The organism is Candidatus Nitrosotenuis uzonensis (assembly GCF_000723185.1).
Taxonomy (GTDB): domain Archaea; phylum Thermoproteota; class Nitrososphaeria; order Nitrososphaerales; family Nitrosopumilaceae; genus Nitrosotenuis; species Nitrosotenuis uzonensis.
Map to the genome: position 1 here is coordinate 250,943 of NZ_CBTY010000009.1, position 25,940 is coordinate 276,882.

At 43.3% G+C, this 25,940-nt stretch carries 30 protein-coding genes and 5 tRNA genes; 15 read left to right on the plus strand and 20 right to left on the minus strand.

The window, feature by feature from the left end; genetic code table 11:
• Position 1: 1 nt before the first annotated feature.
• The gene (locus NITUZ_RS09715; protein ID WP_052370118.1) at positions 2-862 is read left to right on the plus strand and encodes a S16 family serine protease; all 861 of its coding nucleotides are present in this window, start codon (positions 2-4) and stop codon (positions 860-862) included.
• Here the strand turns inward: NITUZ_RS09715 and NITUZ_RS06665 are convergent.
• A complete protein-coding gene (locus tag NITUZ_RS06665; RefSeq protein WP_048196530.1) occupies positions 859-1,929 on the minus strand; it encodes a zinc-binding dehydrogenase in 1,071 nt (356 codons plus the stop codon). The genes NITUZ_RS09715 and NITUZ_RS06665 overlap by 4 nt on opposite strands.
• Before the next feature lie 85 nt (positions 1,930-2,014).
• Here NITUZ_RS06665 and NITUZ_RS06670 point away from each other — a divergent pair, with 85 nt between their 5' ends.
• From NITUZ_RS06670 to NITUZ_RS10015, 6 genes are all read left to right on the plus strand, one after another.
• Positions 2,015-2,293: a 4a-hydroxytetrahydrobiopterin dehydratase gene (locus NITUZ_RS06670; protein ID WP_048196983.1), complete on the plus strand. Its 279-nt coding sequence runs from the start codon at positions 2,015-2,017 to the stop codon at positions 2,291-2,293.
• Positions 2,294-2,346: 53 nt separating this feature from the next.
• Positions 2,347-3,171 (plus strand): 6-pyruvoyl trahydropterin synthase family protein, encoded by an 825-nt coding sequence (locus NITUZ_RS06675; RefSeq protein WP_048196531.1) that lies wholly within the window; start codon positions 2,347-2,349, stop codon positions 3,169-3,171.
• A 5-nt stretch (positions 3,172-3,176) separates the two neighbouring features.
• Complete coding sequence (locus NITUZ_RS06680) at positions 3,177-5,495, plus strand: valine--tRNA ligase (protein ID WP_048196532.1); 2,319 nt, start codon at positions 3,177-3,179, stop codon at positions 5,493-5,495.
• A 41-nt stretch (positions 5,496-5,536) separates the two neighbouring features.
• A complete protein-coding gene (locus tag NITUZ_RS06685) occupies positions 5,537-5,902 on the plus strand; it encodes a YnfA family protein (RefSeq protein ID WP_048196533.1) in 366 nt (121 codons plus the stop codon).
• Positions 5,890-6,219: a YnfA family protein gene (locus NITUZ_RS06690; RefSeq protein ID WP_048196534.1), complete on the plus strand. Its 330-nt coding sequence runs from the start codon at positions 5,890-5,892 to the stop codon at positions 6,217-6,219. The genes NITUZ_RS06685 and NITUZ_RS06690 overlap by 13 nt, the downstream gene beginning before the upstream one ends.
• Positions 6,220-6,319: 100 nt before the next feature.
• On the plus strand, positions 6,320-6,457 hold the full coding sequence (locus tag NITUZ_RS10015) for a hypothetical protein (protein WP_155991449.1): 138 nt from the start codon (positions 6,320-6,322) through the stop codon (positions 6,455-6,457).
• 21 nt (positions 6,458-6,478) lie between these two features.
• Here the strand turns inward: NITUZ_RS10015 and pdxT are convergent, their stop codons facing one another.
• From pdxT to NITUZ_RS06710, 4 genes are read right to left on the minus strand one after another with little or no spacing between them, the layout of a single operon-like run.
• Positions 6,479-7,087 carry a pyridoxal 5'-phosphate synthase glutaminase subunit PdxT gene (pdxT, locus tag NITUZ_RS06695; RefSeq protein WP_048196535.1) on the minus strand — a complete coding sequence of 203 codons (609 nt, stop codon included), beginning with the start codon at positions 7,085-7,087 and terminating at the stop codon, positions 6,479-6,481.
• Complete coding sequence (pdxS, locus tag NITUZ_RS06700) at positions 7,084-8,052, minus strand: pyridoxal 5'-phosphate synthase lyase subunit PdxS (RefSeq protein WP_048196536.1); 969 nt, start codon at positions 8,050-8,052, stop codon at positions 7,084-7,086. Before pdxS ends, pdxT begins: the two co-directional genes overlap by 4 nt.
• A gap of 51 nt (positions 8,053-8,103) precedes the next feature.
• Positions 8,104-9,342, minus strand: a complete 1,239-nt coding sequence (locus tag NITUZ_RS06705) for a hypothetical protein (RefSeq protein WP_048196537.1) — start codon at positions 9,340-9,342, stop codon at positions 8,104-8,106.
• Positions 9,339-9,872, minus strand: a complete 534-nt coding sequence (locus NITUZ_RS06710; RefSeq protein ID WP_048196986.1) for a hypothetical protein — start codon at positions 9,870-9,872, stop codon at positions 9,339-9,341. Before NITUZ_RS06710 ends, NITUZ_RS06705 begins: the two co-directional genes overlap by 4 nt.
• 100 nt (positions 9,873-9,972) lie before the next feature.
• Here NITUZ_RS06710 and NITUZ_RS06715 point away from each other — a divergent pair.
• Positions 9,973-10,120 (plus strand) — tRNA-Trp (locus tag NITUZ_RS06715).
• A 2-nt stretch (positions 10,121-10,122) separates the two neighbouring features.
• On the opposite strand, the gene NITUZ_RS06720 is transcribed toward NITUZ_RS06715, so the two are convergent.
• Entirely contained in the window at positions 10,123-12,393 is a 2,271-nt protein-coding gene (locus tag NITUZ_RS06720) for an aconitate hydratase (protein WP_081844913.1), read from the minus strand.
• Between the two features lie 169 nt (positions 12,394-12,562).
• Here NITUZ_RS06720 and NITUZ_RS06725 point away from each other — a divergent pair, with 169 nt between their 5' ends.
• A complete protein-coding gene (locus NITUZ_RS06725) occupies positions 12,563-13,198 on the plus strand; it encodes a hypothetical protein (protein ID WP_048196539.1) in 636 nt (211 codons plus the stop codon).
• Here the strand turns inward: NITUZ_RS06725 and NITUZ_RS10020 are convergent.
• The 7 genes from NITUZ_RS10020 to pheS form a co-directional block, all read right to left on the minus strand.
• Positions 13,195-13,413 carry a hypothetical protein gene (locus NITUZ_RS10020; RefSeq protein WP_155991452.1) on the minus strand — a complete coding sequence of 73 codons (219 nt, stop codon included), beginning with the start codon at positions 13,411-13,413 and terminating at the stop codon, positions 13,195-13,197. The genes NITUZ_RS06725 and NITUZ_RS10020 overlap by 4 nt on opposite strands.
• Positions 13,414-13,460: 47 nt before the next feature.
• Positions 13,461-14,024 carry a hypothetical protein gene (locus tag NITUZ_RS06730; RefSeq protein WP_048196540.1) on the minus strand — a complete coding sequence of 188 codons (564 nt, stop codon included), beginning with the start codon at positions 14,022-14,024 and terminating at the stop codon, positions 13,461-13,463.
• Between the two features lie 18 nt (positions 14,025-14,042).
• Entirely contained in the window at positions 14,043-14,282 is a 240-nt protein-coding gene (locus tag NITUZ_RS06735) for an Lrp/AsnC family transcriptional regulator (RefSeq protein ID WP_042683546.1), read from the minus strand.
• Between the two features lie 49 nt (positions 14,283-14,331).
• Entirely contained in the window at positions 14,332-14,742 is a 411-nt protein-coding gene (locus tag NITUZ_RS06740) for an EVE domain-containing protein (protein WP_048196541.1), read from the minus strand.
• 256 nt (positions 14,743-14,998) lie between these two features.
• Positions 14,999-15,676, minus strand: a complete 678-nt coding sequence (locus NITUZ_RS06745; RefSeq protein ID WP_048196542.1) for a hypothetical protein — start codon at positions 15,674-15,676, stop codon at positions 14,999-15,001.
• A 66-nt stretch (positions 15,677-15,742) separates the two neighbouring features.
• A complete protein-coding gene (gene pheT, locus NITUZ_RS06750) occupies positions 15,743-17,374 on the minus strand; it encodes a phenylalanine--tRNA ligase subunit beta (protein WP_048196543.1) in 1,632 nt (543 codons plus the stop codon).
• Complete coding sequence (gene pheS / locus NITUZ_RS06755; protein WP_048196544.1) at positions 17,365-18,771, minus strand: phenylalanine--tRNA ligase subunit alpha; 1,407 nt, start codon at positions 18,769-18,771, stop codon at positions 17,365-17,367. Before pheS ends, pheT begins: the two co-directional genes overlap by 10 nt.
• A gap of 52 nt (positions 18,772-18,823) precedes the next feature.
• Here pheS and NITUZ_RS06760 point away from each other — a divergent pair, with 52 nt between their 5' ends.
• Positions 18,824-19,936 (plus strand): tryptophan--tRNA ligase, encoded by a 1,113-nt coding sequence (locus tag NITUZ_RS06760; protein ID WP_048196545.1) that lies wholly within the window; start codon positions 18,824-18,826, stop codon positions 19,934-19,936.
• Positions 19,933-20,214, plus strand: a complete 282-nt coding sequence (locus NITUZ_RS06765) for a hypothetical protein (RefSeq protein ID WP_048196546.1) — start codon at positions 19,933-19,935, stop codon at positions 20,212-20,214. Before NITUZ_RS06760 ends, NITUZ_RS06765 begins: the two co-directional genes overlap by 4 nt.
• Here NITUZ_RS06765 and NITUZ_RS06770 read toward each other — a convergent pair.
• The 4 genes from NITUZ_RS06770 to NITUZ_RS06785 all read right to left on the minus strand — a co-directional run bounded on the left by NITUZ_RS06770 (position 20,211) and on the right by NITUZ_RS06785 (position 22,545).
• Positions 20,211-20,540, minus strand: a complete 330-nt coding sequence (locus NITUZ_RS06770; protein ID WP_048196547.1) for a hypothetical protein — start codon at positions 20,538-20,540, stop codon at positions 20,211-20,213. The genes NITUZ_RS06765 and NITUZ_RS06770 overlap by 4 nt on opposite strands.
• Positions 20,541-20,606: 66 nt before the next feature.
• Positions 20,607-21,071: a phosphopantetheine adenylyltransferase gene (locus NITUZ_RS06775; protein WP_048196548.1), complete on the minus strand. Its 465-nt coding sequence runs from the start codon at positions 21,069-21,071 to the stop codon at positions 20,607-20,609.
• 29 nt (positions 21,072-21,100) lie between these two features.
• A complete protein-coding gene (locus tag NITUZ_RS06780) occupies positions 21,101-22,180 on the minus strand; it encodes a CARDB domain-containing protein (RefSeq protein WP_048196549.1) in 1,080 nt (359 codons plus the stop codon).
• Between the two features lie 293 nt (positions 22,181-22,473).
• Positions 22,474-22,545, minus strand: a tRNA-Ala gene (locus NITUZ_RS06785).
• Between the two features lie 85 nt (positions 22,546-22,630).
• Between NITUZ_RS06785 and NITUZ_RS06790 the strand changes: the two genes are divergently transcribed.
• Together NITUZ_RS06790 and NITUZ_RS06795 are read left to right on the plus strand one after the other, a co-directional pair.
• On the plus strand, positions 22,631-23,182 hold the full coding sequence (locus NITUZ_RS06790; protein ID WP_048196550.1) for a thioredoxin family protein: 552 nt from the start codon (positions 22,631-22,633) through the stop codon (positions 23,180-23,182).
• Between the two features lie 38 nt (positions 23,183-23,220).
• Positions 23,221-23,311, plus strand: a tRNA-Ile gene (locus tag NITUZ_RS06795).
• 6 nt (positions 23,312-23,317) lie between these two features.
• Here NITUZ_RS06795 and NITUZ_RS06800 read toward each other — a convergent pair.
• Positions 23,318-24,211, minus strand: a complete 894-nt coding sequence (locus NITUZ_RS06800; protein WP_048196551.1) for an HTH domain-containing protein — start codon at positions 24,209-24,211, stop codon at positions 23,318-23,320.
• A gap of 107 nt (positions 24,212-24,318) precedes the next feature.
• Here NITUZ_RS06800 and NITUZ_RS06805 point away from each other — a divergent pair, with 107 nt between their 5' ends.
• Positions 24,319-24,705 (plus strand): hypothetical protein, encoded by a 387-nt coding sequence (locus NITUZ_RS06805; RefSeq protein WP_048196552.1) that lies wholly within the window; start codon positions 24,319-24,321, stop codon positions 24,703-24,705.
• Positions 24,706-24,728: 23 nt separating this feature from the next.
• On the opposite strand, the gene NITUZ_RS06810 is transcribed toward NITUZ_RS06805, so the two are convergent.
• Positions 24,729-24,849 (minus strand) — tRNA-Leu (locus tag NITUZ_RS06810).
• A gap of 94 nt (positions 24,850-24,943) precedes the next feature.
• On the opposite strand from NITUZ_RS06810, the gene NITUZ_RS06815 reads away from it, so the two are divergent.
• Positions 24,944-25,017, plus strand: a tRNA-Thr gene (locus NITUZ_RS06815).
• Positions 25,018-25,019: 2 nt separating this feature from the next.
• Here NITUZ_RS06815 and NITUZ_RS06820 read toward each other — a convergent pair.
• Positions 25,020-25,871: a DNA adenine methylase gene (locus NITUZ_RS06820; protein ID WP_420887319.1), complete on the minus strand. Its 852-nt coding sequence runs from the start codon at positions 25,869-25,871 to the stop codon at positions 25,020-25,022.
• Positions 25,872-25,940: the final 69 nt, after the last annotated feature.

Here is a 25,940-nt window from a genome sequence, read left to right on the forward strand (position 1 = left end):
GATGACCGGAAAAATCACCATTGTTCTTATGATAGTTTTGGCAATATCTATTTTCTACAACTATACACTACTTGATAGCAATGCAAAATTAACTGAAAGGATATCAACGATTACAGGTCAGCTTGACGCACTGCAAGCGCAGACAGTTAAGCTGCAACAACAGGTCAGTATGAAAGAAAAAGTTGTAGAAGAGGCGCCAAAAAAGATATTCCAAGCAGAAACAGGTGCCAAGACAATCACAGCAGTGGCAGTAAGACCTGTCTTGATAAGTGAGGGGTTTTTCCAGGACGTAAGATACGAGGGCACTGCCATGAACATCAGGGTAGACATACGCGAGGGCACAGGTCTTGTTCTTGTAAACACGGCAATTCCAACAGGTGTCGACTTTCAGACATCGGCCAAGACAGCGGTAAAGGTGGCACAGGAATATACAAATGTCGACCTGTCAAATAACGACATCATATTTTCAATCTCAGCAAAAAACGATGAGGAGTTGCAGGCAGTAGACGGCCCAAGTGCAGGCATGGCAATGACTGTCCTGCTCATAATGGAAATTCAGAATAAGGATGTCTCAGAACAAGTTTTGCTCACAGGCACCATCAGGGAAGACGGTTCAATGGGACCAGTTGGCGGTATATTTGAGAAGGCCGAGGCGGCAGCAAAGTTTGGTGCAAAGACATTCATTGTTCCAAAGGGACTTGCCATAACATATGTGCAAGAATGTCAGGAATCAAAGGAAGGTCCATTCTTGTACCGCAGTTGCAAATCCGAGGCAAGACCGCTATCACCCATAATGGAAGAAAAGTACGGGATGAAGGTGGTGGAGGCAGCCGACCTGAAAACAGTCTTGCAATATTTTTAATCCGGCCTCATCAATATCTTACCAAACAGGTTTCCTTTTAGCATCTTTGTGTGTGCCTGTACTGCTTCTTCAAGCGGATATATCGAGTCTATGATAGATTTTATTTTTCCTTTGGACATCCAATATAGTCCATCCTCAAGTTCGTATTTTGTGCCAAGTGTAGAGCCCAAAACATTTGTTCCCTTAAAGAAAATGTGCCTCAGATCAGTGTTTGCCTCATAGCCGGTAGTTGCTCCAGTAGTTACCAATGTGGCGCCATATTTTAGCAGGGTTAGCTCCTTATTCCAGTGAGACCCGCCTATGTGCTCAAATATTACGTCTATTCCAGGTGCCGTACTTTTGTCTTTTGCAATTTCCTTTGATATTGCAAATACTTCTTTATGCCAGTCCTCTTTCCTGTGATCAACTGCAAAGTCAGCCCCAATCTTTCTGCATTCCTCAAGCTTGTTGGCACTTGCCGTGGCTATCACATCACAGCCATAAAGCTTGGCAATCTGAATTCCAAAGATTCCCATGCCAGAACCTCCACCCATCACAAGAACCGTCTGGCCAGGTCTTATTTTTGCACGCCCCACTAACATGTGCCAGGCAGTCATCATAGTCATCGAAGCTGCAGCGGCCTCCTCGTAGCTTACATTATCAGGAATTTTTGCCACGTTTACCTCAGGCAGGTGTGTATACTGGCAGTATCCGCCCCACAGGGGTCCGGTCTGAAATCCCCATACTTTTCTATTTTTGCAGTCAAACTCCCTTCCACTAGTGCATGACATACATACTCTGCACGAGAGGTTGCCGTGTGAAACAACTCTGTCTCCTACCTTTATGCCAGTAACGTCATCACCAACTGCCGTAACCTCTCCTGCTGCATCTGAACCAGATATATGCGGCAGGGGAATCTGAAGTGGCTTTCCGCGCATCCCCCAGATATCATCGTGATTTAGTCCTGCAACCTTTACCCTAAATACAACCTCGTTTGCTTTCGGTACTGGGTCAGGTACCTCTTTTATTTGTAGAATCTTGGCATAATCATCATCCGGGGCATACCGTTCGTATACTAGTGCCTTCATGGACTTTCTCAAATATCATGCAAATATAGAACTTGTCTAAACAAGAAAATTATTAATCTGTAGCAGACGTAACGATATTGTGAGACTGGAAAAGCTTTCAGACGAGAAAATAAGAACTGAGCTTACCGGCCTTGACGGTTGGACCATCAAGGATGGTAAACTGCACAAGGATTTTGTATTTGACGACTTTGTGGAAGCATTTGGCTTTATGTCAAGGGCTTCTCTACACATAGAGAGGATTAACCACCACCCAGAATGGTTTAACGTATACAACAAGTTAAGCGTAGATTTGACAACTCATGACGCAGGCGGAATCACTCAAAACGATATTGCCTTGGCAAAGATTCTAAACTCGCTTCAATGATTTGAAAAAAATCATAATCAGTTTATATAAAGATAAGAGACCAAATTCACCAAATGAGCACAACACCGACTATACTTGATTCCGATTTTAGATACATAGACAAGAAGGGCACGCTCTTAAAGTCACGCACGGAACTCTCAGTTGCCCAGATGCTCTCATTTCTTGGACTGGATTACACGTACCAGCACAAAGTAACTTTTCCAAGCGGCAAGTCAGTACTCATAGATTTTATGACAAGCGACGGCAAGCTTATCGAGGTAATCGACTCAGAGCAAGAGATTGAAAAATACAAGGCAATAAAGCAGGAAAGCCCTGAAACGAAGATAGCTGCTGTAGGTAGTACAAAATTTGCAGCAAAGCTAAAGGAGCTTGATGAAGTGTTCTTCTACGATACGCGTGATGCACAATCAGGATCAATTTTCATCGAAGATCCATCATTTGCATTCGATTACGCCCACATACTGCCGCTAGTGGAGAAATGCTCAATACTACACGGACATACTTCAACTGTACTAGTTGAGCTTGTAGGAGACATGAAAAACAACCTGCTAATAGACTTTGGTGAAGCAAAAAAGATAATCAAGGAAACTATTGGTGTTCTTGATCACAAATTTTTCATAAATAGAAAATACCTAAAGGCAGAGGACGCTTCTCATTTTAGGATTGCATTTGAGGGACCAAAAGGAATGTTTGACATGCAGGTACCAAAACATACAACGTATCTTCTTGAGGGAGAAGCAACGGTGGAAAACCTTTCTACTGAAATAATAAAAATTCTAGTCCCCATGCTGCCAAAGAACATAGAAGCTGTTGGCGTTTACATTTATGAGGGCTATAACAAAGGAGCTCACCTAATTTCAAAAATTTCAAAGGCATAAGCACCATGGAGCCAAAGATCAAAGAGACAGCATGGAACCCAGAGCTTGAAAGCCAAATGCTAGAACAATGGGAACGATTACATCTGCACGATTTTGTACCGGAGGAAAAGAACTTTGTTATTGATACACCTCCTCCATATCCTTCAGGAAGGCCATGGCACATAGGGGCTGCAGCCCACTATTCTCAGATAGATATGATTGCAAGAACCGCACGAATGGCAGGAAATAACGTCTATTTTCCAGTAGGTATAGACAGAAACGGCCTTCCAGTCGAGATCTATACTGAAAAAAAGCACAACATACGCATGCAGGAAACGGAACGCAGTAAATTCCTTGAGCTTTGTAAGAGTTCACTTGATGACCTTGAGGCAGAAATGATACAAATAATGAAAAGCCTTGGGCTGTCCGCAAACTTTGCGCAGTATTACAGAACAGATTCTGAGGAATACCGCATCCTAACGCAGGCAACGTTCATAGAGCTTTGGAAGAAGGGAATCATCTACAAAGCAACAAGACCGAATAACTATGATTGGGTGTCAGGCACCACCATAGCTGATGCCGAAATTCAGTACCAAGACATACCTACAAAACTGGTCTATATGAAATTCAAAGTAAAGGACACTGGTAAGACGATCATAATTGCAAGTACAAGACCAGAGCTGCTTTGTGCTTGCCAGACAGTAATAGTCAATCCTGAGGATCAGAGATACAAGGACGTGATTGGAAAAAAGATAATAGTTCCAGTAGTAAACCGCGAAGTCACGATCAGAGAACACCACTCAGCTCAAATGGAATTTGGTTCAGGCGCCGTCATGGTGTGCAGTTACGGTGATCAGAACGATGTTGCATTATTCCGCGAGATGAAGCTTGAAGAAATAGTGGCAATAGGAACGAATGGCCTCATGACTGAAGCTGCAGGCAAGTATGCCGGAATGAAGGTAAAGGCTGCGCGCACCCAGATCATCGAGGATCTAAAGACCGCAGACCTAATAGAAAAGATAGAAGACATCACACACAGAACTCCCATCTCTGAGAGAAGCAAGATTCCAATTGAGATAATCCCGATGGAAGAGTATTATGTAAGACAGATTGAATCTGTAGAAAAGATTCGGAATCTAGCCCAGAAGATAACATTCCATCCAGAAATGCACAGGCAGATTCTGATGAACTGGCTTGATTCGATCACAATTGACTGGCCCATATCACGAAGGAGATTCTATGGTACTGAGATTCCCATCTGGTACTGTAAGAACTGCTCAGAGCCGCACGTTCCAGAGCCTGGAAGATACTACAAGCCGTGGAAAGATTCAGCTCCGTTTGCAAAGTGTACAAAGTGCAGCTCCAAAGACTTTGTAGGAGAGACAAGGACATTTGATACTTGGATGGACTCTTCCGTGTCACCTTTGTTTATTTCAAAGTTCCAAAGTGATCCTGAATTCTTCAGAAAAACCTACCCTGCAACACTAAGGCCTCAAGCAAAGGACATAGTCAGGACATGGCTTTATTACACCATCCTAAGATGTGAGCAGCTTACTGGTAGGGTTCCATGGTCAGAGGCATGGATAATGGGATACGGCCTTGATGAAAAGGGTATGAAGATGAGTAAAAGCAAAGGAAATGTAGTCGATCCGCTTCCCGTCATACAAAAATTTGGGGCTGATACTTTTAGATTCTGGAGTGCAAGTGAAATCAATCACGGATACGACTTTAGATGCAGCGAGCAAAAAATAGAAACTACAAAAAAATTCCTCTCCAAATTATGGAATGTCTCAAGATTCATCTCTAGCTATCCTGTTATCAAGGACGCCAACCCAACAGAAACTGATAGGTGGATTTTATCTGAGCTTGATAACCTCATAAAGGAATGCAGGAATGGTTATTCGGACTATAATTTTTTTGTACCCGCAATCGCGGTACGCGAGTTTACATGGAACGTGTTTGCTGCGCACTATATCGAAATGGTAAAGGCGCGAGCCTATGGTGACGGTTTTACTGAAAGTGAAAAAAATGCCGCGATCTACACTCTGCACAAAGTATTATCAACTATCTTACTTTTGCTTGCCCCCATTACCCCGTTCATCACCGACTTTATGTGGCAGACACTTTACTCCAAAGAGACGATCCACAAACAAAGACATCCAGAGCCACAGGGAGCTGAGGACATGAGTAGATTCACAAAGGAGATAGAAGAATTCAACTCTAGAGTGTGGAATGAGAAAAAATCAAAGGGCCTTTCCCTAAAGGATGCCATATCAATTGAGATTCCTGAATATCTAAAACCATTTGCAAAAGACCTCATATCGATGCATAGAATAAGCACATAACATCATTAAAGATAGATAACACACCACTGCCATTGTTTTTTATGAATGTTGTAGCAAGACGAGCAGCTACGTCGCTGTTATTATTTTTTCTTGCAGGGTTGTGTGAGATAGGCGGAGGTTACCTTGTGTGGTTGTGGCTAAGAGATGACTTTTCGTGGTGGGTCGGTGCAATTGGCGGATTCATTCTTTTTTTATACGGCGTGGTTCCAACATTGCAAAAATCACATTTTCATAGAATCTATGCTGCATACGGCGGTATCTTTGTAGTAATGTCAGTTTTGTGGGGATGGCTCATCGACGGTATAAACCCAGACAGTTATGATATAATTGGTGCAACTATAGTAGCGGTCGGAGTTCTGATCATATACTATTATCCAAGGAAGGGTGAGAAAATTTGGTCGAAGTGATAACTACACTGGCGGTGTTCTTTTTTGCAGCTTTGTTAGAGATTGGCGGAGGTTACCTTGTGTGGAAGTGGTTGCGTGAACACAAAGGCAAAATATTTGGGTTTGTTGGCGGAGCAATTCTATTTGCATATGGCATAGTACCCACACTTCAACCCGCAGAATTCGGTCGGGTGTATGCAACTTATGGAGGAATATTTGTCATCATGTCGGTGATTTGGGGGTACTGGGTAGACAAGAAAAAGCCAGACAGATATGAGATTGCAGGCTCAATTGTGGTACTAATAGGGGTCGCTATTATGTTTTATTATCCGCGTTAGTCGTCGAATAAAAATACGCCGAAGTGCGCTAGAAAATGCGAAAATAGGCAATAATTGCCACTTTGATCCAATTTAAAATACAAGAACGCCAATAAAATACATGGAAAAACAGAATAAAAAACCCACCAAAACAGAATCTGAGAATATATCAAATGAAAAGTCATTTTCCAACATACTCAATAACAACTCGCTTCTTACAACGCAGAAATGGAAACTTGGAGGTTTCCGCTTCCCCTAAGATTTTGACAAGACACCTATCTTATTTTTTCTTTGCAACCATGCTTACGAAATACTGGTGCAGGGACACATCGTGAGTCAGTTCCGGATGAAATGACGTTGCAAGAATATTTGCCTGCTTTACTGCGACTATTTTCTCGTTGAATTTTGATATTATTTCCACGCCCTTGCCAATATCCTCGATTGAAGGCGCCCTGATAAAGACTCCCTTTGTCTTTGCAATTCCAAGCGGCTGCGCCGAAACCTCGGCCTCAAACGAATCCTTTTGCCTTCCAAAGGAATTGCGTTCCACGCGGACATCGAGCAGGTCAAGCAGTGGCTGGTTGGTCTTTCCCACTACCCTGTCCTTTGCATTTTTTGATAGCAGAATCAGACCTGCACAGATGCCAAAGACTGGCATTCCAGATTGGATCTTTTCCTTGATTGTCTTTATCGCACCGCTTACAAGTGACATCTGCCCGATCATCGTGCTCTCACCGCCAGGAATTATCAGGCCGTCAAGCTTGGAGATCTGCTCAGGTGTCTTTACTGCCCTGACCGTTCCCTTTATGCCAAGCTTTGCCATCGCAGTCTTTGTAGCTGAAACATTCTCTGCTACATCGCCCTGAACACCCAAAACGCCAATATTCATGCCGCGGAACCACGCTCCTGCATTCTCAATTCAAGATTCTTAACATCAAGCCCGAGCATAGACTGTCTTTCATCAATCATCCTCTGAGCTTCTTTTACCTTATCTGCATCCTCCCAGAATGTGGTTGCAAGAACTATGGCTCTTGCTCTTTCCTTTGCGTCGTCAGCTTTGAATATTCCAGAGCCAACAAAAATACCATCGCATCCAAGCGACATAAGATACGCTGCATCAGCTGGCGTTGCTATTCCCCCAGCAGCAAAATTTACAACAGGCAGCCTCCCAATCTTTGCAGTCTGTTCTACCAGCTCGTACGAGACTTTGAACTCACGTGCCATCTTCACCAGATCCTGATTGTCCCCAGAGTCGTAAATTGATTTAATTAATCGTAATTCCTCATTTACTTTTTTTATGTGGGTTACTGCCTCAGCCACGTTCCCTGTTCCAGGCTCTCCCTTTGTTCTTATCATTGCTGCACCCTCCTCTATTCTTCGCAAAGCCTCCGCAAGCGATCTTGCACCGTTTACAAATGGCGTTGTAAAATCCCACTTCCATATGTGATGTGTTTCATCAGCTGGCGTGAGCACCTCAGATTCGTCAATCATGTCCACGTTTGTCTCTTCCAGCACCCGTGCCTCATACACGTGCCCTATCCTGCACTTTGCCATAACCGGAATAGTAACTGCATCCATTATCTCTTCTATAACACGTATGCTGGCAGTTCTTGCAACTCCTCCTGCCTTCCTAACATCAGATGGAAGCTTGTCAAGGACCATGACCGATACTGCTCCTGCCTCTTCCGCAATCTGTGCTTGCTCTACGGTTGTCACATCCATTACCACGCCGTTTTTGAGCATGTGTGCGAATCCACGTTTTAGTGTCGATGTGCCCCTAGAGATCGTAAACTCGCCAACTTTCTCGCTAATCCTTCCCTTAGCACCTTCTATATTGCCAGAAAGAGGAATCATATTACCAGATTCAGCCAATTGATTATTTATAATAGTCGTCGCATAATGCTGCTACTTCTTTTTAAATTCCACATTAACTGATGGAATTTCTGACATGGATTTATGAATCATCACGATAAACCAGAGCATACCTGCAAGAACTAACAATCCCGACGTAGCAAAAACAACAGTAAGGTCGCTGTGGACAGATTTTTCAATAATATAATTGCCTGCAGTGCGAAGTCCAAGCGCTGCCACAATCAAAAGTAGAGGCACTCTGCTGAACTTTAGAAATTCTATTGATTTGCCTATTATTGGAGGCAGCATAAGCGGCAGGAATAGCATTATTGTTATCCCGATAAACCCTATTGCAGTATAATGTATTGCAAGATCATAAAATAGGAAACCATTGTACAGGTAGAACATTATCCCCATTGTGAATCCTGCAATCAGAAACAAAAACGCAATCCTAGTGTGTCGTTGAATCATATCGTATCTGGCCTTTTTCTCCCCCGGCATCATCTTCAATATCTCACTGTTATCAAAACCACCGTAAATGTACGATGATGCGGCAAAAAGCAACGCAGTTAAAATCATCACTACATTGAACGCTATAAGAATTACAGCATCACCATAATACATTGAAGCAATACCCAGTGCGCAACCCACCGCCGCCGCTGCAAGACAAGCCACAGTAAGATTTCTTCTCGGCCTTATGAATCCAAGAAAAGACGGAAGTGTTTTGTACTTGACGCCAAATATCATAAGAGTTGGAAACATCAGCCACACCTGTATGTAATTTAGTGTGTTGATTTCAGCCGCAGTTACTAACGGTAGAATGTGTATCAGAGATAGCATTATTATCGCCATTATGAAAAAGTAGTCTGCCTCTCTGAGCAGTTTTGGAGCAATTCTTATCGTGTAAATGCTCATGGATGCAAATATCATTATTCCCCCCAATCGAATAAGCTCCGAATATGCAAGGCTCTCAGATCTGCTCACTTTTTGCACTAATTCCAATATCAGCGAGACAAGTACCAACACAAATGAGAGTGCAGCAAGATTGTTAGAAGGAAGCGCGGCGTTACGAAATCTCGGAATTATCATATAGCTTACACCCATTATCATCAATGTGAGAAAACCCTCAGTCTGCACTGTCTTGTGAATTTGAAATAGATCAGAGACTTCTGCAATCCTAATCCCAAGAAGCGAGAACATCCAAAGTGAGCCTATTGACACGCCAAAAAACGAAAGCAATACTGCCGAAATGATAAACGGGCGCCCTATTGGAGAGTAATTTATTCCGCTCATGGGCCGGCTTGCTTGAGCAGTGCATCAAGAGTTGATCCCACCTGTGTCACGATAGGCGGTATCAGAGTTGATGTGGCGTTCTGCTCTACCCATTGAATTTGTTTTGTGTTCCCATTCAAGATTATTTTGAGTGAAAATTTAACATATTCTGTTTTTTCCTCATCAGCTGAAATCACATCAATTGGTATCTGCATAAATCCTGTCTCCTTGACAAGCGCTGTGATCTTTTTTACTTCTGCTTTCTCCAATACGAATGTTTTTTCAGGAAACGCTGAACCTGCCTCTGTGAGCAAATATCTTGCCACCCCATCATTTGATATTGTAAGAATCTCCGTCTTTTGCGGTGTGAGTCTATCCGTTACTCCAAGTGAGATCTTTTTTAGATGATGTTTTGTGAACTCTACTGATATTCTATCATCCGCGTTTGCAGCACTGAACGGAATCTGTGGGTTGGTAATCATCGGAATTGCAATCATGATTGCCAGAATTATCGGTATTGAAGATATGATAAGTATCAGGGGTTTTGCCATCAACTTATTGCCTTCCAATTCGATAATAAATCTAATTCAAGAAAATCAAGACAACCAATAACAGATAGAATAAATCCAAGTCCCAGTTTTTCTTAGTTGTGGGGTCGTAGCCTAGCCTGGTAGGGCGACTATGATGAAAGTCATCGCTAAAGGCTCCAGAAGTAAAAACCCAAACTGATTTCACAAGATGATGTGAGTTTGGAGCTGCAGTGACCTGTAGATCGCCGGTTCAACTCCGGTCGGCCCCACGTTACTTATTTTTCTCTCTTAGCACATTTAGCGCAGAGCCCTGTCTGAACCATTCTATTTGTGCAGAGTTATACGAATGTAATAGTTCAATCTCGTCTTTGCTGCCGTCCAAGTGATCTAGTATGCACTTTACAGATCTTCCTTGTGCCAACTTGTCAAGATTTACAAGTGAGATTCTATCATCCTCACGTACCTTGTCATAGTCTGAAGGGTTTGAGAAGGTAAGCGCAAGTATTCCCTGTTTTTTCAGATTCGTCTCATGTATTCTTGCAAAGCTTTTTGCAATCACTGCGCCGCATCCTAGATATCTTGGCGTTAGAGCCGCGTGCTCTCTACTACTGCCTTCCCCGTAGTTGTTATCTCCTATTATCACCCACTTGAGCCCACGCGATTTGTACTGGCGGGCTATGCTTGGAAGCGATTCTACATTTCCTGTGAGAATGTTTTTGCCTTTTCCTACTTCGCCTGAAAACGCGTTTACCGCGCCAAGCAAAAGGTTATCACTTAGCTTATCAAGGTGTCCCCGGTACATTAGCCACGGCCCTGCAGGCGATATGTGATCTGTGGTGCATTTGCCCTTTGCTTTCACCATGACTGGCATCCCAGTAAGATCTTTTCCGTTCCACTTTTCAAACGGTTCTAATAGTTGAAGACGGGTGCTGTTTTTGTCAACTAGGACTTCCACAGAATCTGGGTCTTGTGCAGGCGGGACATAAACATCAATACCGGTCTTAAATCCACTTGAAGGCACTTCTGGCGCAACCTCAGGAGGTTGCAGTTTGAACTTTGTTCCATCTTTGGCAACCAGTTCATCAGATACTGGATTGAATGATAGTTTACCTCCAAGAGATAACGCAATTATCAGCTCTGGACTACCAATAAAATTCATAGTGTTTCTCTTCCCGTCATTTCTTCCAGGAAAATTTCGATTGAACGATGTGATTATGGTGTTAGCCTCATCTTTTTTTAGCTCCGGTCTGCTCCACTGTCCTATGCACGGTCCACATGCATTTGCAAGTACTGTAGCTCCAATTTCTTTGAGTACTTGCATCTGCCCGTCACGCTCAATTGTAGCTCGTATCTGTTCAGAACCAGGCGTCACAAGCAACGGAACTTTGGCCTTGACTCCTTTGCTTATCGCCTGTTGTGCGATAGAGGATGCTCGTGACATGTCCTCGTACGATGAGTTTGTACAGCTTCCAATCAACGCGACCGAGATCTCATCAATGTATTTGTTCTCTTTTACATCTTTTGCAAGTTTTGATATCGGTCTTGCCAAGTCAGGTGTGTGTGGCCCCACTATGTGCGGCTCAAGTTTTGAAAGATCAATCTCTATTACCTTGTCAAAATATTTTTCAGGATTTTGTTCCACTTCCGGATCTTCTGTGAGCAAGTCTTTGTGTTTGTTTGCAACATCTGCAATCTCTGCTCTCCCTGTAGCCCTAAGGTAGACATCCATTTTTTCATCATATGGAAATATTGAACAAGTAGCGCCTATTTCTGCGCCCATGTTTGTGATTGTGGCTTTTCCTGTACAGCTTATTGTCTTTGCGCCTGGGCCAAAGTACTCGATTACAGCGTTGGTACCTCCCGATACGGTAAGCTGTCCGGCCACATACAAGATGATGTCTTTTGGGGCAGTCCACCCATTCATCTGTCCTTTAAGATACACACCTATTCTCTTCGGATACAATAGCTCCCAAGGCATACCTGCCATCACTTCTGCAGCATCCATACCTCCAACACCGACGGCAATCATACCAAGACCACCAGCATTGGGTGTGTGAGAGTCAGTTCCGATCATAAGGCCGCCAGGAAACGCATAGTTTTCGAGGACCACCTGATGAATGATTCCAGCTCCGGGCTTCCAAAATCCCGCACCGTATTTTCTTGCAGCGGATTCTAAAAACTTGTACACTTCGTTGTTTTCATATATGGCAAGCCGGGTGTCTTCCTCAGCACCTACCTTGGCCTGAATTAAATGGTCGCAGTGAACCGTAGTCGGAAGCGCAACCTGTTTTAGGCCTGCCTGCATAAATTCTAGCATTACAGTTTGTCCCGTTACATCCTGCAGTGCAACCCTGTCAGGCTTTAAGAAGACGTAGCTTTTACCTCGTTCCGGCTCTTTTTGGTCATATTCTGACATATGACCTATTAGAATTTTTTCTGACAATGTCAGAGGTCGGTTGACCAGTTTTCTGAATTTTGAAATGTTTTGCTCTAGCTTTTTGTAAACATCAAGGACAAGTGCAGATGTAGTCTGAATTTCCATTTCCGGGTATCGCATCTATGTTAACCATTAATTAGTTATAAATCAAATCAGAGTTGGATCCTCATCATGCAAAATCATGATTTGTCCTAACAGTTATAAGCCAAAAACAGTCTATACTAGTAGGTGCAGGTCATGGTGTATATTTTGTCTGTAAGAGGTGGAAATCTGTTTGGTCAATAAAGGATTTCCGACTTTTGGCATGTCACAAGCAGGTGCGTTTATTGCTGCCCTGAAAAACTACAATCTTCCCGATTTCATTTTGAAAAAAATTGCAAAAGAATGCAATTCAAATCTTTTAGAGAGAGGCCGACTCGATGACAGGCTTCAAAGTATGAACGATCAGGCTCTCACCATGCTGCATCGAATCTTCATAGATTGTGAGAGTGATGATGCAGGCAAATTTGCAGACTATAGGTTCTATGCCTATGTGGCAAGCATGTATCACAAGTGCGATATTTTGATTAATGAGACCATTCCTGGCGCGTCAGGAAAAAATCACAAAGTACCTGTAGCGGTAAAAAACAACGGCATGTACATAGCCGTAGCTTTTAACAAATCAACTGGAACCCCTGTCCAGAAAAGAGAAGCCATCAAATTTTACGGAATTGTAGACGACGTGAAAAGAGGCGACCATGGAACCATGCTGACAGATGCAATATTTGGAACCTCTGTCGGATTCAAGGGCGAATCACTAGTAGAGCTTGAGAAACTAAGCAAATCACGCAAATCCGACGCAGAGAATAGACTGGAAATCAAGACAGCAAACTTTGAGAATAGAATCTATTCTGTAACCAAGTGTAGCTAAATCCACCGAGTTCCCTCACTTTCATAGTATTTTATTTTAGCTCTAGAGTGGCGCGGCCTCTTGTGTAACACCGAGTTGCAACAAGGACATTTTGCATCATCCCATTTCAAGTAGACATCGCATGTACCACATCTTTTCTGGCCGTTATATCTGAGCGATACCTGGCCCAGAAATTCCGCATATCTTGTTTTACACGCACCTTTGCACTTTAACATTGAATTGCATTGTTGTGCGAAAATTAAAACAACTGGTGATTCTATTATTACCTAAATCCTGATGTGTCAATTGTCAAAAAATACGGATTTGTGCTCGTCTTCTCAAAGTTTTTTCCGTATTGCTCAAAAGGTAAACCACCAAACACGTGCTTTGACCAAGCATCGTGAACTATATCAGATTGTTTTTTTACTTTATTTTGTCGTAAAAACTCGTGCGATAGCTCGTGCGAGACCACAGTGCAGTTTTTTTGCGCCAAGAACAAAACATCATCCTCATCCTTCGGTTTCTGCCAGAGAATCATAGCAAAATTTTCCGCATAGTATCCCTCACACGGGCAGTCAGTCCACAACGGTCTGAAGTGACACAAGTAAAAGTGAAATGTATTCTTACCCCTACTCCTGTGATCTTCCAAGAGCACCGATGTGTCAAGCCGCGAGAGCAATCCCTGCCTGTGCGCCACCATCTCATCGCATTGCACCTGAACGTCTTTTGAAAATGTATCCATCACCCATTTTTTGTAAAATTGTGCCATCAACTTGACATATTCGAATTCCTTTGTGCGTTTACCAAGATCGTCCTTATCTATGACAAATACAAAATTCAGCAGCATAACAATAAAAAGAAGTAGTTAAGATTGACCCTCAATACCCATCAGGGTCAGAGTAGATCGGATTTTCTCGATTTTGCGTATCTTCCAAGTGATGGTCTCACGTAAAGCCTCAACAGTTGGAGATTCGATTTTGGCCAAGATGTCGTATGCACCAAATGTGCCATGAACTTCCTTTACACCCTCAAGCGACTTTAGTTGCTTGATGATGGCTTCTTCGGAACCAAGTTCGCAATTTATTAAAACGTATGCTGTCGCCATGATTAAAGTATACACGTCGGGCTATATCAATAAACCTATTGCCCAGTTTCTATTTTTGAGAAATTCGTATTATTTCAGACCAGATCTTTGAAGAAACAGGCATTACAGAAAGGCGCGAGATTCGTACGAGTTCCCAGTCGGCAAACATCCTGTTGCCCTTAATTTCATCCAGTGTGACCGGCCTGTTTAGTCTTTTTTTGTATTTGACATCAACTACAACGTAACGCTTGTTTTTCTCCTTTGGGTTTGGATATGCGTCAGATATTATCTGCATTATGCCTACTATCTGCTTTTCATCTCCACTGTGGTAAAATAATGCAAGATCGCCTTTTTTCATCTGATTTATGTGTTTTAAAGCCAGGTTGTTATGAACACCGTCCCATGTTGTGGTCTTTTCCTTCTGGAGTTTGTCTATATTATACGTGCTTGGCTCCTGCTTGCAAAGCCAGTAGTTTGCCATGCAGTCTGTGATCTTGTAAATGTAATAAATTGTACCCCGGCACTGACTCACATACTCTCACAGGTTTTTAGCCTATTCCTCAAGCATGCTCTGTGACCGGGGTATTTTTGCCCCATGTCGCACACCTGGGTGAAACCGAAATTCATGTTTTAGCATCATAGTCATTCCAGTCCGTCTGTGTGTCTTATTAGGGCAACAAGTGATAGTATTATCTCAAATATTAAGTCAGACCTAAAAAAGGAAATAAAATGCTCAGTTACTGAGCAGGTGGAGTTGGCGCAACGACTGGAGTTACGACAGCTGAGCCGACTTGCATTAGCTGAACTCGTATTCCACTTTCCAGGTACTGGACGCTTGCATTTGTGAATGCAATCGCAAACACATTTTCATCACCCGTAGGAGCAAAGTGTCCCTTCAAGTGAACCCTTATTGGCTCACCATCAAATGTTCCAGTTCCCTGAAGTACTATCAGGTTGCTCCTTGCATGACCTGTAAGATCTAATGATACCGCTCTATCCGCTACAGTAAGCGTTCCATTTGATTTTACCTTCCAATTGGCCCCGCCAATTTGATATGCATCACCTGAAAGTACTATCGAAGATGGATGCGCAGAACCTGCTATTACTGCCCACCCGCTTGTAGTTCCGTCAAATTGCAGTGTGGCAGATCTATCAGAATTCCTCAGTAGATCTTTGCGCATCTTGATTTCTTCTCTGATCTGTTCTTTTAGTGTCTCCTGTCTTTGTTTGAATTCTTCCCTGAGAGTCTCTTTTTTCTGCTTGAACTCGTCTTTGAGATCCTTTATTGCATCCTTTCTGTCTTTTGCATCGTCTGCATCCGCATTATTTTGTGCAAATGCCATGGTAGCAGGCGCAACTGCGACTGCCATCAATAATGCCAACATTCCGAAATTTTTCACATATGATTTTGTCATTGCAGTGCGTAACACTATTTTCTTTTAAGGAGTTACGCAGCTTTGTTACTGATAAATTATCAGTACCTACAAAATGAATTCTGTTAGCGTCATCTCGAATCCAGATACTGGCACGCGTATTCTAAAGTTCTCAGCTACCTGCGGATCGATTTGGCCTACCACGCCAATTTTCTTGCCGTTAACTACAATGTCAGCAGTTTTACCCTTTGCAAACATTGCGCTCTCAGATGTCCTAGTCTGACATTCTATGTTAGAGTCGGTTTTGAGAAGAGACTGAAGAATTGATTTTATCTCTGTGAATCCAGAATCTTTGTGTGCGCTAAGACAAGCAATGTTGAGTGACTCTTTAATCGGTGTGTCGCTTGAGAACACCGTCCCGATCTCAAAGAGTTTTTGAGGATATGGTTCGTGGACATTTCTTGAGAGAGTATCAAGTAATGCAGGAATCAGCATGTCGCGCAGAACTGTGTGCTCTTGGCTTTTTGATTCGGCCACCTCAATAATATCTGAGGCGTCACGCTTTGTGCGCTCGTAAAGAATTTGTCTACTAGTAAGCCCCGAATTTAGCGCCTCTGTAAATCCCAGCCCCACCATTATCTGCCCTATCAAGTCTGTTCGGATTGTAATCGGGCTTTTCTGTCCTACTGACGATGATGCAGGCAATGTCGGCCCAAGATTCTGTATTCCGTATCCTAATGCGACCTCTTCTACAAGGTCCATTGCACCAAAAATGTCAAATCTGAACCTTGGAATGGTGCAGATTATTTTCTTCTTCCTTGCTACAGCATCCAATCTGCATTTTTTTAGCGCAGCGCAGATCTGCTGCGCAGTAAGATGCAGTCCGAGTGTCTGGTTCACCAAAGACGTATCAAGTGCGATACTTCTTGTCTTGAAGATATCGGAGCTGTTTTTCTGTCCCACATTGACGCCAAAGATGTCAAATCCAAACCCTGAGAGCGCAGATGCAATCACTGCAAGCGAATCATCCACCGCATTTTTGTCGTTGCCTGTCACCTCCACAAGTAGGTTTGTGGTAGACGTAGATATTGCAGTTAGTGCAGAGTTAATTATCGGTGGAAAAGATATCGTGCTTGCCGATGCGTCAAGGATCATTGGTACCTTGGAACCTTCAATTATCATTCCATAATTTCTGCCAACATCAGTCTGCTCTAAAATCTGCTCAGCTGACATCTCTGCAGACATATCAAGTGGAATGAATTTGTGATTTCTTTGCTTTGCAGTATAAAGAAGCGGAAATGAGATCACATCAAGATTGTGAATCCCGATTGATGATTTTTTTCTGCGTCTGCCTATACCAAAATGAAGATCCTCTTGCAGCGCAATTATCTGACGTATTGCCTCATCGTCGAGCTTGCCTCCCCTTGCTACCAGTGCTGAGATGTGTGGCCTGATCTTTCTTACAGATGGATCTATCTTCACTGAAAATTTTTGTGATCTCTTTACTGTTATTGCTTGTAGTCCTCTCTTTATTCCGAGCAGACCCTGCAGACCCGCTGCAATTCCAACATCCGTGGCATAATCTGGCCTGTTCGGACTATACTCGACCTTCACATAATCACTTGTCTGCTCCTCTATGTCAAGTCCAAGGAAAGGTAGGGTCTCGACGATCTTCTCTACTGTCGCCTTTTTCCCCACGAGATTTTGAAGTCTTTGCAGGTATAGTGTCACTACTGGCATTTTGGAACGCTCCTAAGCCAGCTAAGATTGTTGTTGTAAAATTCCCTAACATCATCCAGTCCGTATTTTAGCATCGCTATTCTCTCAATCCCCCCTCCCCATGCGAGGACAGGTTTTGTAATTCCGAACGGCCTTGTTACCTCTGGTCTGAATATTCCCATGCCAAACAGCTCAACCCATTTGTCAAGCCTGTCATTGTACACCATAGTCTGCAGTGATGGTTCTGTGTATGGGAAAAATGTAGGCCAGAATTTTATTTTGTTCAGTCCCATTTTCCTGTAAAACTCTGTCTGTATTCCCATCAAGTCGCGCAAAGACACTTTGTTTCCTATCACTATTCCTTCCACCTGGTTGAACTCAACTAGGTGTTTGTAGCTGACCTTTTCATTTCTGAATACACGTCCAAGCGAGAAGATCCTTGCCTCATCAGGCCTGTTTTCAGCCAGATATCTTATCGTAACGCACGTAGTATGCGTTCGCAGCACCATCTTTTTTGCAGCATCAATATTCCACTGATATTTCCAGCCTTTTTTATGTGAGTCAGATACACGCTTTACTTGTGCAGGAGTTGCAAACTTTTCTGCCAGCTTGTCCTTTATGTAAAACGTGTCCTGCATTTCGCGCGCTGGGTGATCTTGAGGTGTGAAAAGGGCATCAAAATTCCAAAAACTTGGCTGTGCAAAGCTGCCAACTATCTCAGAGAATCCAAGACTTACAAATATCTCCCTTATTTCGTTTATAGTATCTTTTAGCGGATGAGTTCTTGCTGCAAAAATCCTTGGTACGTCAGCTTCGACGTCTATTGCCCCCGAATCGGCAGCATCAGTATCAATGGATTTAGCTCCTTCTGTAAGTGATATTATTTTTGACTTTACTGATTCAATTATTACAAAATCGGGTCTCTTTTTGAGCGACTCTAGTGCGGTCGCATCTGAGATTTTTTCCACAGGAAGCCGGCCCTCCCCTATTTGTAAGATGAGCCTCTCTTCGTTTGTCTGCTCCGGTTCCTTCTTGAGCGAGACTAGGCTGCCGACATCTGACTTTGTTATTGTTATCCAGTCGTTTCTTTTCGCATTGGCAATTGCAATGTTTGTCTCATCTAACAGTTTTTTTCTAAGCTCGTCGAGCAAGACAGGTTTTGCGACAAGCAAATTCACAAGTTTTCTTTCAGGTAATCCTTCCTGTCTTGCCACAACACCGTTCTTTCCTAGCGAGACGAACAGTTCCTCGGACTCTACAACGTTTGCCAGATTTTTTAGTTTGAGCCATTCTATTCCCCGTCTTGTCTGATCAGCTGAGAGTGATGATTTTTCTGCAATTTCCTGTTCCGTCAAACTCGGGACGGTTTTCAAAAGTTTGATTATCGTCTTTTCTATCGGATGAAGAACGTGAGACAACAGAAAAACGAGCCGAAAAGACTTTTTAAACCTTAACCTAATTCAACCGTGAATGCCTTCTGATGATTTCATTGTCACCCCATGGCATGTAGAGGGCGAAATCGATTACGATAAGCTCATCAAGCAGTTCGGAACTGAAAAGATCACAGGCGAGATCCTAAAGAAAATCGAAAAGACTGCAGGCGAGATTCATTTTATGCTAAGGAGGGGCATTTTCTTCTCCCACAGGGATTTGGGCAAAATATTAGATGAATACCAAAGCGGGAAAAAGTTTTTCCTGTACACAGGCAGGGGGCCGTCAGGGCACACACACATAGGACACCTTGTGCCATGGGTCTTTGCAAAGTGGCTGCAAGAAAAATTCCAGACCACCATGTATTTTCAGCTTACTGATGATGAAAAATTTTATGCAAAGGAGAATCTCACTCTTGAGCAGACCAAGTCATTTGCATATGAGAACGCCCTGGACTTTATCGCACTTGGGTTCAAACCAGAGAACACCAAGATAATAATTAACACCAATAACATCAGGACGCTTTACCCCATAGCAGCGCAGGTTGCAAAAAAGATCAATTTTTCTAACACAAAAGCAGTCTTCGGCTTTAAGAACGAGACAAACATAGGCATGATATTTTACACATCGCTCCAATCCGCTCCGTGTTTTATTGAGGATCGTCAAGTCCTCATTCCGCTCGGGGTCGACCAAGATCCCCATTTTAGAATAACCAGAGATGTCGCGCCAAAAATAGGCAGGCCCAAGCCGGCCCTAATTCACAACATCATGATACCATCGCTCACAGGACCTGGCGGTAAGATGTCTGCATCAGAGGAGAGTGGCACCATCTATACTACAGATTCACCGCAGGTAGTAAAAAAGAAGATAAACAAATACGCGTTCTCAGGCGGCCAGCCCACTGTGGAAGAGCACAGGAGAATCGGCGGCAACCCTGACATCGATGTATCATATCAGTATCTGAGGATATTCTTTGAGCCTGATGATAAGAAACTCAAATCAATCTACGATGATTACAAATCAGGCAAGATGCTTACGGGCGAGCTCAAGGCAATTTTGATTGATAAGGTAAACTCTTTCCTAGAGGAACACCAACAGAAAAGGGAAAAGGCAAAGGACCAGATAGAGAGATTTCTTCTGAGTGAGAAATGAAAGTACAGATTGCCTGTCAAGACAAGCATGAGGCAATAAAGCTTGCAAGCCTGATTTTCATAAAAGAGGGAAAAGAGACATACATTACCTCAATACTAAACACATATGATAACGAGCTTGTAATATCGCTAAAAGACCACTCGGCCCATTCCATACTGTTAAAGGACGCAGGACAGGCGGATGTCTTTGCCGATTTTATCCAGTCAGTAATAGAAAAAAATGATCAGTTGCTGGAAACTCGCGTAAACAATGACATTGTAGAGATAACAAAGGGCTAGACAAGCGATTTGTCCATCTCATCGGACAGAGTTTCCTGTACCTTCAGAAAATATAGCTTAGTTGAGCTTGGCATCAGATGCAGGTTGTTATCCACTGCCATCATGAAATAGCGCACGGCCCTTTTTGAGATATCCAGATTAAACTTCATAGGCAGTATCGGATCCTGCTTTACCTTTATCTTGTCGACCAGCCATGGCGGAGCCATATCCTTAGCTTCTCTTATTATTTTATCATACCAGAATCCAAGATGTTCAGGATGTAGTCCTTCTTGCAGGTTGGTCACGTTGCTTGCAAACTTTTTCATCATATGGTTAATGATTGTCACGTCAAGTCTTGCTTGTGGGTTTTCGTTTTATTCGAATAAATCAAAGATACAAAAGCAGTTTGTCAACTATGTCAGGTTTCCGTCAGTGTCTATCTCAGCGTTCCTTATTCTCGTGCTAGATATTCTCGTGCCATCCTTTGCAAGCACCATAGGCACAACCACAGATTCCACCTTACCTAGCCCCCTTTCAGATCTCTTCCTGTTAAGGACTTCTACCTGATGTTCAGTCTCCGAGCTCACTATAAGCGCGTCAACGTCGCCTTCTATTGCTGCAGGCCCAAAGTCATTCTCAAGCTTGCTTATCACATAAGACCTGCCAGGAAATCTTTCTTCTACAAGTGACCTTAGCGAACCAAGCCGCTGCTCATATGTATGAAAAATCTTCTTGCCCTTTGCCTTTGCAAGCTCGTCTCCTGTCAGACCGATTATGACGTGCGAGGATGCCAGAAATGCTGCATCAAGCAGTGCCAGATGGCCCTTGTGTATGATATCAAAAGTTCCCCCCATTGCAACCGTCTTGTATCGGCCCATGATGTACTAGCATTTTTTTAAAATAAAATCTATGGCTTTACCAGTATTATTGAGATTGTCTTGCTCGGAGCTGCAAGCGCCACACCGTCCATGTCCCACACGTATGCTTCTACAAAGAATGCGCCCTCGTTTTCTGGAACCCATGTGACGGCTGCAGTCTGCGGTTGCGCCGAATCGAACACTCCCTCATAGAATCCCAAAAACTCCACAGGTGCCTTGTCTCCAAACTGCTTTACCTGCGCATAGTAGACATATCCTTGCTGCTGATTTGTCTTCGCGCCAAACTGTATTGACAAATCGCTGCTTATCTGGACCGGTGTTCCCACTCTGACTTCGGATGTCTGGTTGCCAGATTCTGTTATGCGCACATTGCCTATTGTTATCAGCTTTGTTATTGAATCAAGTGTGACCTTTGGTATTCCCGTAATCTTTGACTGATAGTTATCGGACTCGGCTACAAGCTTGAATGAGGTGGCCCTGTAATCCATTTTTGCATCAAATGTGATCTGCTCTGAGCTGCCCTTTGTGATTCGGTCCACGGTTGCAGTTTCTATCCCCACAATTCTTGGCGGATTGAATGCATCATACGCTATTAGATGGACATTCGTATCAATGCTATCCTGCTGACCTTTGTTGGTGATTTCCGCGGTGACCTTTACCGTGTTGCCCACTGATGCGGATGGCGCAGATATCTCCAGTAGCTGTTGCTTTGATGATACCGAGTTAAATCCCAGCACGTTGATGTTGACCTCAGATATGTTAGAGTTTGGCGTGCTGGACATTATAATGAAAGGCGACTTGGAATTTGGCGGAATTACATCAAGTAGTGATGTTCCTGTGACAGTTTCAAGTGGAGGCTGTCCGCCAGGCGCTGTCGTTGTGCTGCTGTAAAAACCAACCCATATTTTTACATTGTTTACTGCAAAGCTTCTGGTGTTTTCCACTTCGCCTATTACCACAGTATATCCTTCATCGTTTTTGAATATGAACGGCTGTGTGGATGTGAGTTTTACGCCAAGTGTAGAAGGCGTATTTGTAACCTGCGCAAATGATTGTGCTACAGGGAGCAGTAAGAACAATACAAGAATGCCTGCAAGCAGCTGCTTCATGTTATCGGTATGCGGTTGGACTTAATCTCATAAGAAATATCATAATCTAAACAATGTGGACTAGAAGCTTTTACAAAATTAAAATAACAATAAAAGAGAAGAAAGGTTACTTTCTGTTTCTCATGCCAGTTATAACAAACCAGTACACTAGTCCCGGTGCCAAACCGACGATAAGCGGTATCCACACAGCGATTGATTCTGCTGCAAATGATTGTGCCATGTTATTGGTACTCTCAAAATATCATATTTAAATCCATCTCTTGGTGGCAGATCTGCCAATAAGGATGAAAAAGTGGACTGAAGGGGATTTGAACCCCTGACCTCCCGCGTGCAAGGCGGGCATTCTACCACTGAACTATCAGCCCCACGAGAGTGACTTGATCGTGTTGATTTTAATTGTTGTCCTCACCTGTGCAAGAATTTTTATTTCCATAAAATCGAGTGCAGAATATGGTAGTAATGGAGTCCCAAGTCGTTCTAAAGAAAGGTGACTCTGCCCCGGACTTTGAGCTTCTCGGGATTGACGACAAGAAACACTCGCTTGCAAGCTACAAAAACTATGAGGCGTTGCTTGTGATCTTTATGTGCAACCACTGTCCTTATGTGAAAGCCAAGGTAGACGCAATAAACGAAATCCAGAACAAATTCGGAGACAAGGTGGCAGTGGTTGGAATCAACAGCAATGATTCTATTGCATATCCTGATGACAGTTTTGATAATATGAAAAAGTTTGCAGCAGAAAAAGGAATCAAGTTCTCATATCTTGTTGATGATACACAGCAGGTGGCAAAACGATATGGTGCGGTGTGCACCCCAGACCCGTTCCTTTTTGACAAAAATCGCAAGCTTGTATTTCATGGTAGAATCGACAACGCGATGAAACCTGAAGACAAGGCGACGGAGAAGACCATGATTTTGAACATAGAAAAACTGCTTGCAGGTAACCAGATTGCAAAAGATTTTGATCCGTCAATTGGTTGCTCCATAAAATGGAAGAACTGACGCCACACTTAAAATACAGTCACAGTTGAGATTTTTTAGGGCCGGTAGCTCAGCTTGGCTGGAGCGTTCGACTGATAAAACAACCTTTCAGAGATCGAAAGGTCGAGAGTTCGAATCTCTCTCGGCCCACTATTTTTATGAAAGTGTGCCTGCTACAGAATCTGTCCACTGCACTATTGCATCAAAGCTATCCGTGACAAACTCTGCCTTGGTTGCGAGTTTTTTTGAGGCCCTTGAATAGACTGCAACATGTAGATTTTTCCCAAATTTGGGCTTTATTGACATTGCAGACTCCGAAAAGAATTTTGCCCCTTCCTCGCTTGCGGAAAACACGAGTATTACCATTATCCCCTGTTTTTGCTTCCATATCCTTGTGAGAAATTTTTGCAAATCAATATCATACATCACGTCAATGCTGTCCGACATGTCCCCGAGCTCAAAGACGTTCCATCCGTGCGAGGCAAGCGCGCACGATGCGGCCTTACAATACAGAAGACTGGCTCCATCTGCTGATAAGACAGTCACATTCTTTTTTGACTCGGTGCTTTGGTGGCCCAAAAAGAGCATCCTAATAGAGCCCGATATGACATTGTAGAATAGCTTTGCCTCGCTCTTTCCTATCTTTGCCTTCACGTACATCTCATCGACTTGCTCGATTGCAGGGATAATTACCTCGATGAGGATCTTTGTGGTATCAGCACCAGAATACTGCGCGTTCCTTATCAGATGGTATGCATGCTGCTGCATTCCAGATGTTAGAAATTCAACAAACTTGTCCTTGACGCGAAAATAGTCTTGCGGAAACTCGAGTTTTTCTGTTCCCGACTCGACAAACCACAGGTTTGCATTTCCAATGTTTTTTTGTTTGATTATTCCTTCGGCTGCAAAGACCTGGAGGTATTTTGTTATTGTTGCGCGGTTCATTCCTAACTTGTCTGCTATCTCTACGCCAGAAAGGCCAGTCTTGGATTCTGAGAGTATCTCTATGAGCTTTTGCTGAATCTGATCCTGCCTGTAACCACGAGCCATGAGTTGTTTTTAGTGCCAAAGTCAATTATTTGTGTATTTGTCAACGATTGGGAGACAAGAAGTATTAAATAGTACATTACCTTATGGTACGGTAACAGGTAAGTAAAATGCCAAAGGCAGGTTTCAAATCAATCACAGTCTCGGAGGAAGTCTATGACAAGTTCTTTGAGGTATTCGAAAAGAGCAAATCCGAGCTGATGATGAAAGGCATCAACAGCTTTTCAGGGTATGTCACATACATGCTGGAGCAGACGATGCAAAAAGACAAGACCTTTGCAAGATACGCGCCAAAAATAGAAAAGATAACCATTGATGAGGACAGAGTCGTTCTCAAGGATAACATCAAGAACAGGATCGCCGAGGTGACAATTCAGAGGGGAGAACTATTTTGCCAGCTCTGCGAGGAAAAAGACTGCGTCCATATTGGTTATGTATTCTCACTTCCTGATGTCTATGAGGTTCTCAACTCTAGAGGAATAAAACATCCCAAGTAGACGTTTTTAGTTTTAAAAAAAGATGCAGGGAGTGGGATTTGAACCCACGAACCCCTAAGAGACGGGATCACCCATTATTAGATCTTAAGTCCCGCGCATCCAAAAGCAATTTTGCTTACTTTGGCCAGGCTCGGCTATCCCTGCAGTTTAGCTTAGATTCCGGGCAAGATTTAACAGTTTAGCGTTTTGCGCAAGTTTCAATTAGACATAATAAGGAATTACCCAAGGAAAAATTTGTGCTTCGATAGCTCAGCCTGGTAGAGCGTTACCTTGGTAAGGTAAAGGTCGCGGGTTCGGATCCCGCTCGGAGCTTTTCAATAGTTCTTTATCAGGAGCTCGGTGTGCCCTGTTCGTTTGCTAGAGTCCGAGTTTATGGCCCGATTGGCGCGTATTGCAACTATCTTCCAGTCCTTTGAGAATAACGCCCGTACTTCAGGCGAGTTTGAGTTTGAGTGGAGTACATTGCAGCCTCTCTCAGATAGCTTCTCGGATACCTTGACGAGTTTTTGCAGATCCTCGTATGTAAAATCCCTGTTAGTGTAGCTGGTAAAGTTTGCTGTGTCGCTCACCGGCTGGTAGGGCGGATCAAAGTAGACAAAGTCGCCTCGGTCTGCATCATCAAGAACAGAAGTGAAATCACGGCAGCTGAACTGCACTTTTCTTATGCGCAGAATGTTGCTTACAGCATACAGATTCTCCTCATTGACAATGTTCGGATTTGAGTATCTGCCCAGCGGCACGTTAAACTTGCCCTTGCTATTCACGCGATACAGTCCGTTAAAGCACGTCCTGTTCAAAAACAACAGTCGCGAGACCTTCTCTATCTGGTCCTTTGGCTCCTGTTCCCTCACCTTATAATAGTAAGAATCCGGATTTTTTTTGTAATTTTTAGCATGATTTTGAAGCGATTGTATTAGCTCGTCCACTCTGTCTCTGACTGTTACGTACGCAAGCACCAAGTCAGAGTTAAGGTCGGATGCTTTGCACCTGGCATCAGGGTTTTGTGCCAGCATGCGAAACAAAACTGCACCGCCTCCAAGAAACGGCTCATAGTACGTCTCGAACCGGCGCGGCAGATGTTTTTCTATGACATCAAGAAGCTGTCTTTTTCCTCCAGCCCACTTGACGAATGGTTTTGGTTCAACGCTCAGTATCTGGCTCAACAGTAACTAATCAGACAGAGTCATATCGCCCCGCAAGACAACAAAAGATCACAACGTGTACAATATTTTTTA